Raw genomic sequence first — 18,218 nt, 5'->3', positions numbered from 1 at the left:
ATACAGATTTAGTATAGCAAATCTTTTTCTTCGCTTCTATATGCACAATTCCAAATAATGGCACCCAGTTTTGTAACTATTGATTATTGGCTATGCAGACATTTAAAAATCCTCTTGATTTATTAGCACACAGAAATAATAATATTTTGTATATAAGATTGACTTATTATCACTGACAAAAACTTTTCATGACTGATCTGGTTTACTTTGACCGGTTTTGGTGCTACACTTTTCTTTGCTTCAAAACGACATATTTCATAGTGAGGAGGAGTATTTAGTATGAAATCCATTTTAACAGATCTTCTGGCAATCATCGGCGTTGTGCTGAATGGTCTGCCGCAGGGTCTTCTTGCTCTGACGTTTGGATTTGCATCGGTTCCGACGGCGCTGGCATTCTTTGTTGGTGCGGTGGGCAATACGATTACGCAGAGTGTCGCACCAATTTCCTTCCAGGCGGAGACGATCACTTACGCCGGAACGGCTGGAAAAGACCGTTCGGAACGCTGTACAATGATTTTTATCGGCGGTGTGATTATGGCTCTGATCGGAGTGTTTGGACTGCTGACAAAAATCGTAAACTTTGTAGGTGAGGATGTTGCCTATGGAATGATGGCCGGTGTCGGTATCATTCTGGTAAAGGCCGCGATCGATATGATCAAGAGTGATGCCATTTCCGGCGGTGTTTCCCTGGCCGCAGCACTGATCACCTATTACTTTACCAAAGACAGTGCCAATACCCTGGTTTATACCATCGTCATTTCCGTTGTAGCATCCTGCATTGCCAATGCATTTTTCAACAAAGAGAAATCCAGCATTGTCGTAGAGGATGATAAATTTGTCCGCCAGAAATTTACAATCAATGCCAACGTAATTCTCGGCGCACTCGGTATGGTCTGCCTGAACATTGGTTCCAACATTTCCTTCGGCGGAATTACCGCAGGAATGGCAACCGGTGGAAATTACAACGTCGATAACCTGACCGTGATTTCTTCCCTGGCCGATATGTTTTCTTCCTTTTTCGGAGGAGCCCCGGTTGAGGCAATCATTTCCGCAACTGCCAATGCACCGCACGCTGTATGGGCTGGTGTCATCATGATGGTTGTGATCGGTGTAATTCTGCTTCTGAAACTGCTTCCGAAAATCGGAAAATTTGTTCCGTCTTCTTCGATCGCAGGTTTCCTGTTTGTACTCGGTATCTTCAAAACCGTTGTACTGGATGCGCCGTCTGCCTTCGCTGTCAATGCAGCCGTCGGCGGAACCACAATGGTTGTCACTGCAGTAACAAACCCGTTCCTCGGAATGCTGGCCGGTGTTGCTGCAAAACTGCTTGGATTATAAATTCAGTAACATAAGAGGAAAATCGTATGAAAGAATACAGCATGGAGCTCTGCGGAGTGAAAAGAACACTTCCATTTATCCCGATCAGTGAGGAGATGGCGTTTGCAAGCTTTGTTGTCCTTGGTGACACCGAGCTGGTAAGTGCATGTGCGCCGGAGCTGGCCGCAAAAATCGGAGAAGTCGATGCCATTGTCACCGCAGAAGCGAAAGGTATTGCCCTAGCGTATGAAGTAAGCAAAGAGCTGGGCCATAAAGAATTTATCGTTGCACGAAAAAGCACAAAATCCTACATGAAAGATGTGGTTTCCGCATCCGTTCATTCGATTACAACAGCGGGTGAGCAGCATCTTTATCTGGATGGAAAAGACGCAGATAAAATCCGCGGCAAACGTGTCTGCCTGCTGGATGATGTCATTTCCACCGGCGAGTCCCTGCACGCACTGGAATGCCTGATGGCGAATGCCAGTGCAGAGGTTGTAAAAAAAGCAGCGATCCTTGCTGAGGGCGATGCTGCTGATCGAAAAGATATTGTATTTCTGCAGAAGCTTCCGTTATTCAAAAAGACAGGCGACGGAGAGTACGAAGTCATCGAATAATTGCCAATCCTTCTAATGCATATAGAGAATAGAAAAACGGTGCAGTTCTGAATTTCTGCCATGAATTCAGAACTGCACCGTTTCTTTTTAAAAGAGACGCAGAAGCATCATATACGAAATGGTTCCAAGAAGGATGGAGACGAGGGTCTGGTGTTTCCATTTGTAGGTGATAAAAACGACCGCTGCTGCGAGCAGTTTCGGTACTGCGGCAGAGATACCGCCGGTGGGAATATCTTTCATACAGTAAATGATCAGTACCGCCATGATGGCAGACGGCAGTGCCCGGCCGAGTCGTTCGAGTGATGCGGGCATTTTACGGCTGCCGGAAAATGTAAGAAACGGGAGTGCACGGAGTCCGAAGGTGATCAGAGCGGAGACAGCGACAGCGTGTGCTTCTCTGCTTTTTCCCATTGGTCAATGAAGATAATGAGAAACAGGGCTGTCATACAGAAATCAAGGCCCGTCAGGTCAAATGGAATGATCTGGCCTAAAATGCCGCCAAGAACCGAACCAACTATCCAATAGCAGCGGCTGAACAGAGCGACGAGGAACATGGTGTCCTCTTTTTCTTTTTTCGGAAGATCTAAGGTACAGTTTACGGCGTATGTCTCATCGGTCATCGTGTGAATCATGTACAGCTTGCGGCGCCCCATCTGTTTGAATTCCTTCAGGAAGGTAATGCTGTAAAAACTCTGGCGGCTGTTCATCAGAAGTGCATTGAGCGCAATGGTGATGAGGGAAGCGCCGCTAGAAAGAAACGTAATCAGAACGAACTGGAACGCGCCCGTATAGACCGTCAGACTTACCAACAGTGAATCATACCAGGGAAAGCCGGCGGATGCCATCATCATGCCGTAGGCCATGCTGACGAAAACGTAGCTGCAGAAAATCGGGATGGATTTTACGAAAGCAGTTTTTAAGGTAGTGGAAGAAAATCGTTTCATAGATAAAATATCCTCACGTAAAAATAAATTTTAAAAATTAAATTTATCATACTATCTATATCATAGTGAGTCAATAGGAATACCATTTTACGCCAAAAGAAACGGATGACCTTCATCACCCGTTTCTCTCATTCTGCTCCAATCAACACATTCTTCCCCGCAAATGCAAACCCATAATGCCGGATCCTTTCCTGCGGCACGCCAAGGGCCACCAGTTCTGCGTCGTATTTTTTATCCACGATCTGTTTTAAATCCTCCTGCACCGCATCTTCCAGTGTCTCCTTTTTTACCCGGCTGCAGACTTTAAATTCAATAATAATCGCCGGATCTTTTTCTCTATTCTTCGGAATCATCATCACATCATACCGTCCAAATCCACTTTCCCGATTCGACCGGATCTGATAACACTCCGCACGCTCTGCCATCAGTCCCAGGACGAAGCCATGATAGAATCGTTCCGGCTCCAGGCTTTCATTTGTTTCCCCGCCGACATCAAAATGGCTGAAGGTCGCAAGGGACACTTTATTCATATAATAATTCATCGCTTCCAGATCGCCCTGCATCAGTGCTTTCACAAAGCTGCTGTACCCAGCTTCCGATGCTTCAAACCATCCGCGGAACATATCATCAAACATGCTCACCGTTTCCAGATTGGTGATACGGAGCTGATACCACGGCTTCAAAGTAATTCCGCGATACTCCACCTCTTCCGCTTTCAGATAACCGCTCGCGAGCAGCAGACTCCAGATTGCATTTTCATTGTAATCCAGCTGTTCAAACACCATCTGCTCATCAAAGTTCACCGTGACTGCCTGTCCGTTCAGTAGATCTTCCATATACTCTTTGATTTCCGGCGAGGCGGTGCGGATCAGCTTTCCCACCAGACCGTTCGAACTCGTATCTGCCCAGTACGGGCGCAATTTCTTTTCTTTTAAATAATTGGTAATCGACCATGGATTGTAGATATCGCGGTGTCCGCCAAAGATAAATCCATCATACCACTGCTTCACAACGTCCTTTTTGTCTCCCATTCCGAACTCGTCCAGAGATGCAAAAACTTCCTTTTCGGTAAATCCAAAACAGTCCGCATACAGATCCGATGTCGTCGTCACCACACGCAGATTATTTAAGTCAGAAAAAATACTTTCTTTCGAAACCCTCGTGATTCCGGTCATCATCGCACGTTCCAGATAAGGATTCGTTTTAAACGTCGCATTAAACAGACTCCGCACAAACGTTGTAAATTCCGCCCAGTAGCCATGGACATACGCTTCCTGCATCGGCGTGTCGTACTCATCCAGCAGAATAATCACTCTTCTGCCGTAATACCGCGCCAGATACATACTCATATTATTGAGTGCCGCTGCGGCCTCCGCATCACCCATATGCAGATTGACCTCGTTGTATGCTTTCTTCTCATTTCCGCTCAGCAGATCCCCATCCAGAAGATAACGGTTTTCTTCATACACTCTCGCAATCTGCTGTTTGATCTGGATTTTTGCTTCCGAAAGCTGATCTGCTTTCACGGCTGCAAAACTCAAAAAGATCACCGGATACTTTCCCTGCAGTTCCCGATATTTTTCTTCTTTCCAAACGCCAAGTCCTTCAAACAGATCGCCCCGGGCGGCATATTTATTAGAAAAAAAGCAGTCCAGCATGCTCATATTCAGTGTCTTGCCAAAGCGGCGGGGGCGGGTGATCAAGGTGATTTCATCCCCGTTTTCCCACCAGTCCTTGATGAAGTGAGATTTATCCACAAAGAAATAATGGTTTTCCCTTAAGGATGCAAAATTCTGTTTTCCTATACTGATTACTTTTTCCATCCATCACACCTGCTTTCGGAATTTGTCCTTTTCTCGATTATACACTATCCTTTCCTGAATTCCAATCTTAAAACATCCCATTCGCCGCAAACGTAAAAAACAACAACGCCAGAAACAGCACTTCCAGCACCGCTCCCAGAATGGTAATGATCTTTCCCGTCTTCTCTTTCCAGATTTTTTTCATCCCCAGATACAATAGAATTCCGATCACCGCGCCAAGCGTATTATCGATCACATCCGTAATATCACTCGCGCCGATCGCAAAAATATACTGCGTCACCTCAAAAAACAGGCTCAGTCCCGATGCAAGGAGAATGCGGTTCTGAATTTCGCTGTCCGGGTAGATGGCCGAGATGCAGAGGCCGAACGGCAGAAAGACCAGCATATTTTCGATAATTTCACTAATCTGCACTTTCCCGTTCACCACAACCGACGCCGCATACGGAATCAGATTAATCCCCCGCAGGTGCGGAATTTCTTCCGGGCGCAAGGCGAATTTGAATAAAATGCACCAGGCAAGCAGCGCCAGGTAAATGCCGAATACCACAAGTAATGCTTTTGATTTTTTCTCGTTTTTCCAGGTCATGTTCTTTCCCCTCTCATCTTCACTTGATAAGAGGATTCTACCAAAACATTCTTAGGATTCCGCTTCTTCTTTTCCAAAGAAATCCCAATAGATTTCCTAAGATTTTCTGATGCTCAGATTCTTTTACATTTCTTCGTCATGCTAATTTATTATATCTTTCATATCAATTATATCTTTTACATATCGCAAAAAACTGTGTATAATACACCGTGTGTAGAGAAATGAATCAAAATGAAAATCCCATGTTCCCCTGGGACAGCAGTATTCTCCCCACTGCTGTCCCTCCTTTCAGGGAAACTGTTACTGACAGTTTTCTTTGGTGTAGACGAAAAGAGGAGGCTGTGCAGCGAACACAGCCTCCTCTTTTCTATCTTTTTCGTTTTTCTTTTTGTTTATTTCTTAATCTCATATCCGCAATACTGCATGACCAGCTCACAGAACATTGCGTTTGCCCAGGAGAACCACTCTCTGGTGTAAACGGTCGGATCATCTACGAAAACACCCTCGTGCATCAGTCCTGTGCCGCCGTCGGTTGCCATCAGTTCGTGGATCATCTGATGTTTCTCCTCTTTTGTCGGTGCGGTCAGTCCCTCGATGGCTTTTGAGATGTGCCATACGTAGCGGACCGGTGTGTGCGGGCTTCCGATTCCGGAAAGCTTTGTTCCGGAATAGTAGAACGGGTTCGCCTCGCTTAAGATCAGCTTTCTTGTATTGTCAGCCACTTCCTGGCTCTTTGGCTCATAGCCCAGATAGCTCATAGCCAGAAGGCTCGGTACATTGGCATCATCCATCAGATTGTACTGGCCAAAACCATCTACTTCGTATGCATAAACATCGCCCAGTCCCCAGATATGAGTCGTACCATACGTTTCAATCGCATCTTTTACGGTCTTTGCCATTTCTTCTGCTTTCTTTGCAATCTCCTCTTTACCGCCGACAAAATCTGCGATCTCTTTCAGGTAGTTCAGAACAACAACCGCAAACATATTGGACGGAATCAGATATCCGTAACGGCAGGAGTCGTCGCTTGGACGGAAACCGGACCAGATCAGGCCAATGCCGGATTTTACCTGCGCACCTTTTCCGTCGCGGGAAAGCGTATCGGTGTAGGAGCAGTTTTTACGGATGAAGCTGTACGGGGATTTCTCCTCGTGATTCATTTCGGTCTCAAATACAGTCAGGATTTTGTCAACACCCTCCCAGAAAACCTCGTCAAACTGATCGGTTCTTCCGGTATTCTTCCAGAACAGGTAGGAGAACTGCAGCGGATAGCAGAGGGAATCGATCTCATACTTTCTCTCCCAGATCCACGGTCCCATATCGGTCTCGTCCTTCTCCCAGCAGTTGCCGTTCGGTCCTTCGTTGAAGGCGTTTGCGTATGGATCGATGTTGATGCACATAAACTGGCGGCGGATCAGGCCCGCGATCAGGTCAGCCAGCTCCGGGTCATTCTGTGCCGGCACCAGGTAAGGGCGCAGCTGTGCTACCGAGTCACGCAGCCACATGGCCGGGATATCTCCGGTGATGACGTAGGTGCTGCCGTCCTCCATTTTCTTTACGGTTGTGTCGAGGGTATTGGAGTAGCATCGTTCAAACATATCAACGATTTCCGGCTCGTCTTTCAGTTTTTCTCTCAGGCTTAAAATCAGCTCCTGAATGGACTTTGGTAAGGTCTCTTTCATTCTTTTTTCATCCTTTCGCTCAATTTTTCTCATTTCCCGTTATTCTACAACAGGGCATCTCCGCAATCGAAAATGCCCTGTTGTAGTTCTTATAAAATTAATGTATCAGACTTATTTCTGTGCGTCAATCTGTTTCTGAGCTTCTTCGCGGATGGTCTCCCAGCCTGCGGTCTCAAGCTCTGCATCGATTGTTTTTACAAGCTCTCTCGGATCCTGTGCGCCGGTGAATAACTCAGAATAGTATTTCTCATATACGGCACGGCAGTTTGCAAGCTCTGTTTCGATGTTGGAGGTATCCAGGTTGAATCCAAGCATCTCAGACGGAGTTGCTTTCTCGTTCAGCTCTTCTACTTCATCCCACTGGTTGAAGTCAACATCGTCTGTCTGAGTTACGTTGAAGAAAGTACCCTGGGTATATCCGGCCATACCCCAGTCAGTGGTCAGGCGGTGTACCTTATTGTCATCGGTGTACTCGAAGTCTTTTCCTTCTGCTCCATAGTAGAACCAGTCACGTACTTTGGAATCCGTATTTACCAGGTTCAGAAGCTGAAGTGCTTTGTCCGGGTGCTTGCATCCGGAGTAAATACCATTGATGGAACCACGTACAGTTGTGTTGGAAACGACTGTGTTGCCATACTGTACTGCTGAACAATTGGCGATACCATTGTTCGGACCCCATGTTGTTTTTGCAGCGCCGCTCCATCCCTGTGCAACAAAGAACATTGCGTATTTGCTGGAATCATCTGCTGTCGGAGCGTCTCCGTTGATGATGCCCTCCTGATACATTTTACGAACGATATCCAGGTTGGAAAGGATTTCTTCGTCATCCAGCGGATTGACAACGGTCTTGCTGTCATCGCCGTATTTAACGCCGATTGCCGGAAGTCCGGAGCTTAAATCATCGTAGTTCAGGTTCAGCAGGAAGTTTGCACCATTTTTGGACATGAAGTACGGAGATCCGCCTTCGCCCTCTTTTACTGTCTTCAGAGCATCGTACAGAGTATTGAAATCTGTTACAGAATTTACATCAATGTTATATTTGTCTGCAATATCCTGATCCCATACAAAGTACTCGGAAAGGGAGCTGTCTTTGTAGGTCGGTACGCCGTAGATTTTTCCATTTACTTCTACTGCTTTCCAGTAATCTTCCGGAATCATGTCATACAGCTCGGAAGCGTTGTCTTTGAGCAGATCTGTAATGTCCATCAGTGCGCCGGTGTTCACCTCAGAAGAGTAACGGTTCTGGTCGGTGAACAGGATATCGAAATACTCGCCGGAGTTTGTGATAACGCTTCTTCTGTTATCCCAGTCACCCCACGGAACGATCTCCATGTCTACATTAACGCCGATTTTCTCCTCCAGATATGGGTTGATCTGTGCAAGCCACTCATCATAATCCTTCGGCATTCCGTTACCAACCTGAATCCATTTCAGTGTAACAACTTCATCTTTTGCATCACTCTTTGAAGAGCTGCTGCTTCCGTTGCTGCTTCCGCAGCCTGCCAGCATGCCACCGGCCATAACAGCAGAAAGTGCAAGAGCTAAAAACTGTTTCTTTTTCATTGTAGCATCCTCCTGATATAAAATATAGAATGTTGAAATTATCCTTAACCGAAGCCTTTTGCTTCAGTATGAGATCCATAAAGGTAAATGGTCGATCAGCCTTTTACCGCACCGACCGTCAGACCGGAAATGAAGTATTTCTGGAAGAACGGATAGCAGCATGCGATCGGGATGATGATGATGATTGCCATCGCCATACGGGCGCCCTCTTTTGGCATCGAGTTCATGTACTGTGCCGTGGTAACGCCAAGAGACGGGTTGTTTGCCATCATCTCAATATTTCTCTGTACGTGATCCAGCAGAGCCTGCAGGGAATACAGCTTGGTATCGCTGATGTACAGGGAAGACTGGAACCAGTCGTTCCAGTAACCGAAGGTGAGGAACAGGGCGATCGTTGCCATCAGCGGTTTCGACAGCGGCAGGGCGATCTTTCCGAAAATCTGGAACTGGGTTGCTCCGTCGATCTGTGCCGACTCAATGATGGATTCCGGAATGTTGGTCTTGAAGAACGTTTTACAGATAACAACGTTGAACGAAGAAACACAAAGCGGAAGGATCAGCGCCCAGATACTGTTTTTCAGGTTGAGGAACTGTGTGTTAACTACATAAGAAGAAATCATACCACCATTGAAGATCATTGGAATAAAAACGACCATGGTGAAGAATCCGTTCAGTTTGTAGGTGCTTCTGGAAAGAACGTAACCCATCAGCATCGTAAGGGCAACTCCGATTACCGTACCGATAACCGTTACCGCAACGGAAACGCCAAGTGCTGTCAGGATCATCTGTCCTTCCCGAAGAAGGAATTTGTAGGAATCCAGCGAGTATGCGCTCGGAATAAACTGGTAGCCGTTCATCTTGATCGAATGCTCGGAAGAAATCGAGATCATAAAAATGAATACCACCGGGATAATACAGGCCAGGGCGAGGATCACAAAAATAACATTGAAAATTGCATTTGTAGATCCCTGGATCTGATTTAAATGTGAAGAGGAAGCCAGATCAAGATCTTTTTTCTTTTTTGCCATTTTCGTACCTCCTTAAATAATCGCGCTGTCTTCATCAATCTTCTTCACAATGGCATTGGCAAGAAGGATGGTGATGCAGCATGCAACAGACTGGAAGAATGTTGCCGCAGAAGTCATTCCGATCGGAGTGGAAGACTGCAGTGCGTTGTATACATATGTGTCGATAGTTGCTGTCGTTTTGAAGATCGAACCGCTTGCTCCCTGAGAAAGCTGGAAGAACAGTCCGAAGTCGGAGTAGAAGACCTTTCCGACATTCAGAATGAACATCATGATGATGACACTCTTTAAGCAAGGCAGGGTAATGTGCCATACCTGCTGTCTCTTGTTGGCGCCGTCCATAACGGCTGCCTCGTACAGTGTGGTATCAATACCGGAAATGCTGGACAGGTAGATAACCATGTTGTATCCGGTAGATTTCCACAGATACATGAAGATCAGGATAAATGGCCATACACCGGCACTCATGTACCACTGAATCGGTTCCTTGCCTGCATTTCTCATTATACTGTTGATCAGACCGTTGTCCTGGTTCAGGAATGCATCCAGGAAGTAGGAAGCTACAACCCATGACATGAAATATGGGAAGAACATCATCGTCTGATATACCTTCGACGCTCTTTTGTTGTGCAGCAGGCTGATCATGATAGCCAGTCCTACGGAAAATACCATACCAAGAACGATAAATGCAAGGTTATACAGGATTGTGTTTCTCAGGATGACGAACAGGTCGTTGGATCTGATCAGGAACGAAAAGTTTTTGAAGCCGGCCCAGTCACTGTGGAGCAGGTTATAAATGAAACTCTTTCCGCCGGTGATTTTGTAATTCTTGAACGCAATGATCAGACCGAACATAGGCAGGAAGCAGAACAGAATATACCAGATGGTGGTCGGCAGCGCCATGACGGTCAGCTCCGTGTCATTCTTGGTCCAGCGTCCTTTTTTCTTTTTGCTTGGTTTACTCAAGATTTTTTCCTCCTTCTCCCGATTGCTCGGGCTTATCACTTTATCCGTTTATCTTACAAACGGAATCCCGGTAAATAATCTTTCCGGGAATGCGGTATACCTCGCCGCTCTTTTTCTGCGGTTCATTCATATGTTTGATCATACGTTTTGCCGCAAGACGTGCAATCGCGTCGGTGTCAACCGCAACCGTGGTGAGCGGCGGACTGCACAGTTGTGCATAAATGGAATCATCAAAACCGGTCACGGAAACATCCTCCGGTACGCAGATTCCACGCTCTTTTAATGCCTGCACTAATTTGAATGCGGTGGCATCGCAGTTACAGACAAATGCGGTGGGCAGCTTCTCCGGCAGCAAAAGCGGAATGGCAATGCCTTCATCGCTTCGGTCCGGGATTCTCCACTCATTTTTCGGGGAAATTCCCTCCTCCAGCATTCTCCGCAGATATCCGAGATATCGGTCGGAAATACTGGTTGTACTTCCTACGGTTCCGACAAATCCGATGTCTGTGTGGCCCTGCTGGATCAGGTAATTGGTCAGCTCATAGGAGCTGTAAATATTCTCGGTGATGACGGAATCGGATTTGTGGGTTCGATCGTAGATGTCCACATACACTTTCGGGAGATCAATCTGTGCAATCTGCTCCCGGACACCCTTATCGAGAATACCAAGAAAGATCAGGCCGTCGAACAGCCCTCTGGTCTGTATCGTGTTCATGTCCGACGGGAGTGTTGCTGTTGTCGGAGAAATCATGATACTCGAACAGGATGCTCTCTGCAGCTCGTAGATGATCCGCTCGTACATTGCCATATAAAATTTTCCTTCGTCTCCGGAGCTGAACCGCGGACTCATGATGATACCGACTTTTTTGCTCTTCCGTTTTCCGTAGTCCGGAAGGACATAACCGGATTCTCTCGCAAGCGCAAAAATCTTTTCTTTCAGTTCTTCTCCCACGCCGTCTTTTCCGTTCAGCGCCTTGGAAACTGTTACTTTACTGATGCCCAGCTTATCTGCCAGGTCCTGCATGGATACTGATTTTCTCTCTGCCATGTTACCAACAGCCCCTCTATTTGTTTCTTAACTTGTGTTTAGATGTTAACATCTTTTAGAAAGATTGTCAATAGCCTTTTCGTTATTTTGTATATTAAAATTCTTATTTTCCAGTCCTAATTTGTATAGATCGAGGAGTATTCTTCTGTTTCTTTTGATTTTTTAGACAGAAAATCTGTGTTCTTGTGTTAAGTCACATAACATCTTAATATTAACGCAGTACTTTTTCGCCTGTTTTCATTTTTAACGAAAAAGCAGCGGAAAGTCTGACTTTTTCGTCTAATTGTCATACTCCCCGCTGTCTTTTTTCATCTTCTGCTGTTTTTCATACTACCGCCAGACAGCCATGGCCTCATTGCCTGACACCGCCGTAAAACCGCGGAACAATGATTACCCGCAAATAAAGGTAACCACACCCTTGTCATTATCTGACAGGCTTTCCATATCTTTCTCTGCGGTTCCCTGCTCCACAATCTCCACTCCATAACGGAACTCACTGAATCCGGACAGGTCCATCTTGAAGTTTGTTTCCCATGTGTTATTCATAATCCAGCTGTAAACCGGCCGTTTATTATTCTCCTCTTTGTTATCGCACAGAAGGATTGGGTGGGATTCCATCTCCCCCATGTAAAGTAACGGTGTGTCAAAAGTATTAACCAGAATCGTCTGATCTTTTGTCCGGTAAACGAGCCCTTCATCCGCAATATAGTATTCCATATTGGTGCCAGGAAGCTGATCAATACCAGGGCGCATGGTAACACCTCCGTTCTGGATCATCACTTCCGCATCCGGAAGATTTAACGATAACGGAAGGTACAGGCTTTCGATATCCTCGCTTAATGTTTTGGCTACCCGGTAAGAAAACTCAATTTTCGGAAGATGACGGTACATTTTGATCACAACACTGCTGTGATACGTTCCCTCCAGGGTAAAGATCAGTTCTACTTTGGTAAACACCGGTCCGTGATCCAGAATTTTCACATCCGTAAGGTCACCCTGATACTGCTCTGCGTGAAGTCCGCGGATATTTCTTCCGATCAGACTGCGTTCCGCATAAACACCCTTCCGTATTTCGGTGCGTTCATAAACCGGCGTGAAGAACGTTTCCAGACCGGATTTGCACATTTCAACCTCTGCTTTTTTATTGTAGAAGGAGGTAATGCCCTCTCCGACTTTCCATTTGATCTGAAAGAAATCGTTTTCCAGACCGTAAGGCAGTTTGTAACTTTCCGGATCGTACGTGTTCACAATATCGCGCACCCGCTCTGCGCCTACCCAGGCAGTTCTGGTGAACAGGGTCTGGGACAGAGCCGGCTGCTCTTCGTACGTGAACGTTTTCTCTTCCATCGGCTCAAATTCTGCCAGAAAACTTATCAGGACTCCGCGCGGATGAGCAGACAGCTGCACCTCCATCTCCTGTTTTGTTTTGTCATCGGTTACTTTAACTGCAAAAAGACTTAAAGTTTCTACGTAAAATTCTACCGGAAATACTCTCTTTTGATGGCTTGTGGAGACCGCTTTCACTTTGCCGGACAGATTGTAATACCGCAGGATATCACCCAGTTTATGGCACTGTTCATTTTTACGCATTGCCGCGGCCTCATGTGCCTTGGAAGCATAGCTGCTTTTTCGCATATCCAGATTTGTTACCATGGTATCATACGGATTGGTTACCGTAGCAGAATGACCCCAGGTGTGCTCTGCATATAAAAGAGAATTATCGCCATATGCCTGAATCAGTTCTTCGTTATGTACCCCTGTTTTTTCTTCCAGGCGGTCACAGATATGGTTCAGTCGTACGGCCTCTTTGTAATGTTTCACCGCATATGGTGTACTTCCAACGCCATTGCCCCACCAGTCATTGATGGCACCCCGATACACTGGTGCATCCTGCACTTTATCCCGGATCTTGTCATACAATTCCTGAAGCGTCACCATATGCATGGTGACTTCTTCGCCATATTTTTCATTAAACAGCGCAACCGTATCTGCAATGGCCGGGTTGATCGGCGCATTATCCGAAAAAACGCCGGAAACACTGGTGATATAGAAATCGTACGGATAACCATTTTCTTCATATTCCTTTATGCTCGCAGCCAGATTCGTGTGCAGATTTTCCAGAAGTCCTGTCACATCACCATTCTTTTTGCCGAAGTAGTTTTCCGTCATAAAGTTAACATTTTTGTTCAGAACAATGCCGAGGGCATTTCCCAGGTTATAATGCTCACCATTCCATACCAGCAGACGCTGTCCGTTCTCATTTTCCCAGAAATACGGTTTCTGGTTCTGATACAGCGGATACATGCCGTGATGGGTATGGATATTGGTATACAAAAATTCTACTCCGTTTTCGATCAGGGCATCGCGCTGTCCCATGGAGATACCATTAATATCTGCAATCATGGCTGTTTTGATCTGGATTCCTTTTTCGCCGCAGATTTCCTGCATCGTATGGATTTTTTCTTTCAGATATTTGCAGTCGGCAAGATCATTAAAGTTCAGATAATTGGCAGACAGACCGATATTTCCTTTTTTTACCAGATCGAAAAACTTTTCTTTTTCTTCCTCCGTTGCCATTTTGAAGAACTGCTCCACGCAGTACCATGTCTCACAGTTCCATTTCAGATCTTTCTGGGTTGTGTTGTTTTTGATTCCATTTTCAATCAGTTCGACTGCCCGGCGGATGTTGTTTGCCTGGTTGTAGATCACCTGCTCCTGCAGATCGGTGTATCCCACGTCAGTGTGGGAATGATGTACGATGTAGACTTCTCTGATTTTGTGTGTCATGATAATTTCTCCTTTTCCTGTTCTATGTTGCTCAAAATTTTTATCTCTCTTTACCCCACAGATGCTACCAGCATTTTAATCATTTCGCCCTCTTCCGGTACAATCCGGTATGTTCCGACCGCTGCAGGAACGATGGCGGTTTCTGCGTAATGTACCGTGAACGGTGCAAAGCTGCCATCCATGCTCTCGATGCGGGCACTTCGTCCCTCCACGAGATTCATCACATGAACCGTGTCATCCATCGAGACGGTGTGCGGCCCGGAAAGTGTATAGCGGATTGTGTCGATAAACTCGCGGCTGTGCAGTCCGGTGCGCTCCACTTCACAGGTTTCTGTTTTTTCCAGTATTTTCTGCTGGCCGACGATATTGTCGTACACCCATTTGGTATCGCGGTTCCACTGGATATTTTTCATACCGTGGTCGAGGTGGATCGGACGCGGCAGTCCATCCATGCCAAGGCGCCCCCAGTCCCAGAGTTTGAAGGTAAAGATATACGGTGTCGCACTGATCTCCAGCACCATCGTGTTCTTACCCGAGCAATGCACCGTTCCTGCCGGGATCAGCACATGATCGTGTTTTTTGACTGGGATTTTGTTGACATATTTTTCCGCAGGGAAAAGTTCTTCTCCTTTTTCTGCTGCACGGAGTTCCCGCTCCATCTCTTTTTTATCCACGCCTTCTTTGAGGCCGAGGTATACATACGTTTCTTCGTCTTCATCGGCATCCAGAAGATAGTAGCTCTCATCCTGCGTATATGGCATGCCGAATTTTTCATAGATATATTCGGTCAGCGGATGTACCTGCAGGGAAAGGTTCTGGCCGCCCATCGTATCCAGCAGGTCAAAACGGATCGGGAATTCTGCGCCGAACCGGCCGTGGACTCTTTCACCCAGCAGTTCATGCGGCGCATAGAAGACAAGATCCTGTGCCGGTACTTTTAAGACTTTTCCGCCGATTTCCAGATTCAGGCTGTTTTCCTCCGGAACTCCGTCAAAGCTCCACGCGAAATTTTCCTTCGATGCATCCAGACCAAAGTTTTCCTTCATCCACTGGCCGCCCCATACGCCAGGGTCGAAATACGGCTCCATACGAAATGGCTGTCTGGCAAGCTGCTGCAGTGCGCCTCGGAAGGCATTTCCCGTTGTAAGAACCGGTGCATTTTCTTTCTCCGTATCCAGAAGATACGTGAATTTTTCATACCGCTCTTTTTTATAGCGGTCCGCCAGACGCCATTCAATGAAAAATCCCCGTTTATATTTCGTCAGGATCGGATCGTTGTAATTGGTACTGTGCCAGTTTGGCATGCCGCTCCGGTAGCGGAGCTGAACTTCCCAGCGGGTCAGATCACAGTAAACAAGAACATCTGCTTCGGCCAGAAGCTCTGCCGCTGTACCAACGATCACGATCAGACCACCGTTTGTATCTTTTTCTTCCGCACATTCTGTCTCAATTGCTTTTTTCATGGTTTCCAGCTTTTCGCTCTCAAACCAGGTGTCTATGGTTTTATGACACATAATGCCGAAAACACGGTCATCGGTGATGTAATCGTTAAATTCTCTTAACAGCGTTTCTTCGTCTTTGGCACAGTCTTCGATATCAAAAATCCGGTCCGGCTGCAGCGCATTGGCCAGTTCCATTATTTCTTCTTTTCGTACACCCGGGTACAGATCAAAGGAAAGAATACAGGTTTTCTTTTCTTTCTGTTTTTCCTGAACCGCCCGTTTTAATTCTTCGATGATCTCCTTTTTTTCATCCCAGATTTCATTTTCGTATCCTGTGATCTTCATTTGCGGATGTAATTCGTAGTTTCCATATTTCTTTTTTAAATTCATTTGGATTCTTTTCCTTTTCTTAATTTTTCTTCCATCCATTGGGTTGTTTCCTGCGCCGATCAGATCTATCCTCTTTGTTTCAACGCTTTCGCATCTGGCAGATTTCGCACTTCTGTCCGGTTTCGTTTTTTTACATGTCATATGTTTACAGTTCCACCGTGTACTTATAACGATTTCCCGGATAATAGCAGATCGAATATTCAAAAACCTCGCCGCCCTTCCGAAATGTCTGCCGTGTCCGGATAAAAATAGGCATCTGTGCATCAATTTTCAGTGCTTTCTGCACCTCTTCCGATGGAAGTGCCGCCTCAAGCGTATCCCGGCCGGATTCAATATAGATTCCATGCTCCTCCCACAGATACTGATACAGCGATTCCATGTATGGCTCCGGCTCTGTTGGCAGTTCGCAGATTTTTTTCAGATACGTAATGGTATAGACCATGGGTTTTCCCACAGCATTCCTCACACGTTTCAGGCAATAACATGGCTCCGTCAATGGAATCTGCAGACTTCTTGCTACCGTTTCCCCGGGACTGATCAGTTCCATCTTGCAGTATGTTGTCTGCATTTCGATATGATGCTTTTTCATTTCTTCCGTGAAGCTGATGACACCTTCCATCTGCTCTTCGACTTTCTCGTAGACAACATCTGTTCCGATGCCGCGCCGTGCACGGGCGTAACCGCTCTGTACCAGATTCGTCATCGCCTGGCGTACTGTCACACGCGAAAGCTCGTACTTTTCCATCAGCTCTTTTTCTGTTGGCAGAAAATCTCCTTTTTTGTACGTGCCGCATTCGATCTGCTGTTTCAGAATCTGTTCCAGCTGCGCATACAGCGGCGGTGCTCCCGGATTTCTATCCATTTTTGCAGTTTCTCCTTCTTCTTTTCTCTCCATAGCATTGTATTTTTGTTTCTGAAAATATTTTTGCTCTATTGTGTTTTTTCAGGAAACTGTGACAACAGGCCTTCCATGGCACGGCCGGATGTTTCCGTTTCTATCTGAATCCGAATCTTTCTTTTCTCGCACTCTCTTTCCAGTTCTTTTCCAAACCAGGAAAAACTTTTTGCAATCTGTCCGCCCAGAAGCAGCAGATCCGGCTGATATTCCTCCAGCACAGGAAGAAGGCCAGCCGCCACATCTGCTCCAAATCTTCTCCAGACTTCTTCTGCCTCCATGTTTCCCGCTTTTACCAGACCATACAATTCTTTTCCACTCCACACTTTTCCTGTCACAGCCAGGCTAATCTGCTCCAGCCCGCGCACAGAAAGATAATCGTCCAAAATGGAATCTCCAAACGGCTGTTGATAAATCCATCCATTTTCCGGCACACCTTTTCCTGTTTTCACCGTTTTCCCGTTTTCTACAAAAGCAGATCCGGCGCCGGTTCCGATGCAGACGCACAGAATTTTATCTACATCACGACAGTTTCCGTACCAGCTTTCTCCCAGTGCAAATGCTTCAATGTCATGTAAAAACAAAAATCGTGCTGATCCAAGTTCCGGCACGCGCGCCTTGATTTCTCTTTCCAGTGGAATCCCGTAAATGGCATCGTACTTATTCAGTCCCTGCATCCGGCTGATTCCATTTTCATAATCAAACGGACCCGGAATCGCCATCCCGACTCCAACAACACTTCCGTCTGCTTCTATCATCAGTTCCCGGCAGATCTTTGCAAAATTGTCCAGAATCCTCTCTGTGCTCTTCTGCGCCTGTGCTGGAAATTTCCGGATTTTCGTTCTTACTCCATTTCTGTCCGACACACTTCCTTTGATTTCCGTTCCGCCAACATCCAGAAGGATATATTTTTTCTGCTCCATCCCGCTTCCGTCCCTTTTCATCTTTTCCCCTGTATTTTTTCTGTTTATATGCCAATAGAATCTCATTTCTTTGTATTGGCTCTCCCTGCCGCCTTGTTATAATGTTATAACCTATTCATTTTTCTGTTGCAAGCGCCTGTCTGCAATTTTGTCTGCTTTTGCAAAACTTTGTGAAAACGCGATAATACGTTTTATGCACTTGGCGCAGAA

At 46.1% G+C, this 18,218-nt stretch carries 15 protein-coding genes; 2 read left to right on the top strand and 13 right to left on the bottom strand.

The features are described 5' to 3' along the window. Positions 1-279 precede the first annotated feature (279 nt). Positions 280-1,338, top strand: a complete 1,059-nt coding sequence (locus DXD02_RS14395; RefSeq protein WP_118667032.1) for a benzoate/H(+) symporter BenE family transporter — start codon at positions 280-282, stop codon at positions 1,336-1,338. Between the two features lie 26 nt (positions 1,339-1,364). Beyond that, the gene (locus DXD02_RS14390; protein WP_117509969.1) at positions 1,365-1,934 is read left to right on the top strand and encodes a phosphoribosyltransferase family protein; all 570 of its coding nucleotides are present in this window, start codon (positions 1,365-1,367) and stop codon (positions 1,932-1,934) included. An 87-nt stretch (positions 1,935-2,021) separates the two neighbouring features. On the opposite strand, the gene DXD02_RS14385 is transcribed toward DXD02_RS14390, so the two are convergent. The 13 genes from DXD02_RS14385 to DXD02_RS14325 form a co-directional block, all read right to left on the bottom strand. Then, on the bottom strand, positions 2,022-2,345 hold the full coding sequence (locus tag DXD02_RS14385; protein WP_118667031.1) for a branched-chain amino acid transporter permease: 324 nt from the start codon (positions 2,343-2,345) through the stop codon (positions 2,022-2,024). After that, a complete protein-coding gene (locus DXD02_RS14380; RefSeq protein ID WP_118667030.1) occupies positions 2,300-2,878 on the bottom strand; it encodes an AzlC family ABC transporter permease in 579 nt (192 codons plus the stop codon). The genes DXD02_RS14385 and DXD02_RS14380 overlap by 46 nt, the downstream gene beginning before the upstream one ends. A 128-nt stretch (positions 2,879-3,006) precedes the next feature. Further along, the gene (locus DXD02_RS14375) at positions 3,007-4,701 is read right to left on the bottom strand and encodes an AAA family ATPase (RefSeq protein ID WP_118667029.1); all 1,695 of its coding nucleotides are present in this window, start codon (positions 4,699-4,701) and stop codon (positions 3,007-3,009) included. A gap of 67 nt (positions 4,702-4,768) precedes the next feature. Next, complete coding sequence (locus DXD02_RS14370; RefSeq protein ID WP_118667028.1) at positions 4,769-5,287, bottom strand: VanZ family protein; 519 nt, start codon at positions 5,285-5,287, stop codon at positions 4,769-4,771. A 392-nt stretch (positions 5,288-5,679) separates the two neighbouring features. Then, the gene (locus DXD02_RS14365) at positions 5,680-6,969 is read right to left on the bottom strand and encodes a glycoside hydrolase family 125 protein (protein WP_118667037.1); all 1,290 of its coding nucleotides are present in this window, start codon (positions 6,967-6,969) and stop codon (positions 5,680-5,682) included. A gap of 111 nt (positions 6,970-7,080) precedes the next feature. Continuing rightward, positions 7,081-8,532 carry an ABC transporter substrate-binding protein gene (locus DXD02_RS14360; protein WP_117509974.1) on the bottom strand — a complete coding sequence of 484 codons (1,452 nt, stop codon included), beginning with the start codon at positions 8,530-8,532 and terminating at the stop codon, positions 7,081-7,083. 95 nt (positions 8,533-8,627) lie between these two features. Then, on the bottom strand, positions 8,628-9,560 hold the full coding sequence (locus tag DXD02_RS14355) for a carbohydrate ABC transporter permease (RefSeq protein WP_055219078.1): 933 nt from the start codon (positions 9,558-9,560) through the stop codon (positions 8,628-8,630). Between the two features lie 12 nt (positions 9,561-9,572). After that, positions 9,573-10,460, bottom strand: coding sequence for an ABC transporter permease (locus tag DXD02_RS14350; protein ID WP_055265684.1), 888 nt, complete (start codon positions 10,458-10,460; stop codon positions 9,573-9,575). 103 nt (positions 10,461-10,563) lie between these two features. Next, positions 10,564-11,571, bottom strand: coding sequence for a LacI family DNA-binding transcriptional regulator (locus DXD02_RS14345; protein ID WP_118667027.1), 1,008 nt, complete (start codon positions 11,569-11,571; stop codon positions 10,564-10,566). A 390-nt stretch (positions 11,572-11,961) separates the two neighbouring features. After that, positions 11,962-14,358 carry a hypothetical protein gene (locus tag DXD02_RS14340; RefSeq protein ID WP_118667026.1) on the bottom strand — a complete coding sequence of 799 codons (2,397 nt, stop codon included), beginning with the start codon at positions 14,356-14,358 and terminating at the stop codon, positions 11,962-11,964. 50 nt (positions 14,359-14,408) lie between these two features. Continuing rightward, complete coding sequence (locus DXD02_RS14335; RefSeq protein WP_118667036.1) at positions 14,409-16,190, bottom strand: class I mannose-6-phosphate isomerase; 1,782 nt, start codon at positions 16,188-16,190, stop codon at positions 14,409-14,411. A 145-nt stretch (positions 16,191-16,335) separates the two neighbouring features. Further along, positions 16,336-17,052: a GntR family transcriptional regulator gene (locus tag DXD02_RS14330; RefSeq protein ID WP_055219308.1), complete on the bottom strand. Its 717-nt coding sequence runs from the start codon at positions 17,050-17,052 to the stop codon at positions 16,336-16,338. A 68-nt stretch (positions 17,053-17,120) separates the two neighbouring features. Beyond that, on the bottom strand, positions 17,121-18,029 hold the full coding sequence (locus DXD02_RS14325; RefSeq protein ID WP_243106578.1) for an ROK family protein: 909 nt from the start codon (positions 18,027-18,029) through the stop codon (positions 17,121-17,123). Positions 18,030-18,218 lie beyond the last annotated feature (189 nt).

It is taken from the genome of Blautia sp. TF10-30, from assembly GCF_003481245.1.
GTDB lineage: Bacteria > Bacillota > Clostridia > Lachnospirales > Lachnospiraceae > Fusicatenibacter > Fusicatenibacter saccharivorans.
The sequence above is the reverse complement of the archived record's forward strand: the minus strand, read 5'-3'. Positions and strand labels throughout refer to the sequence as shown.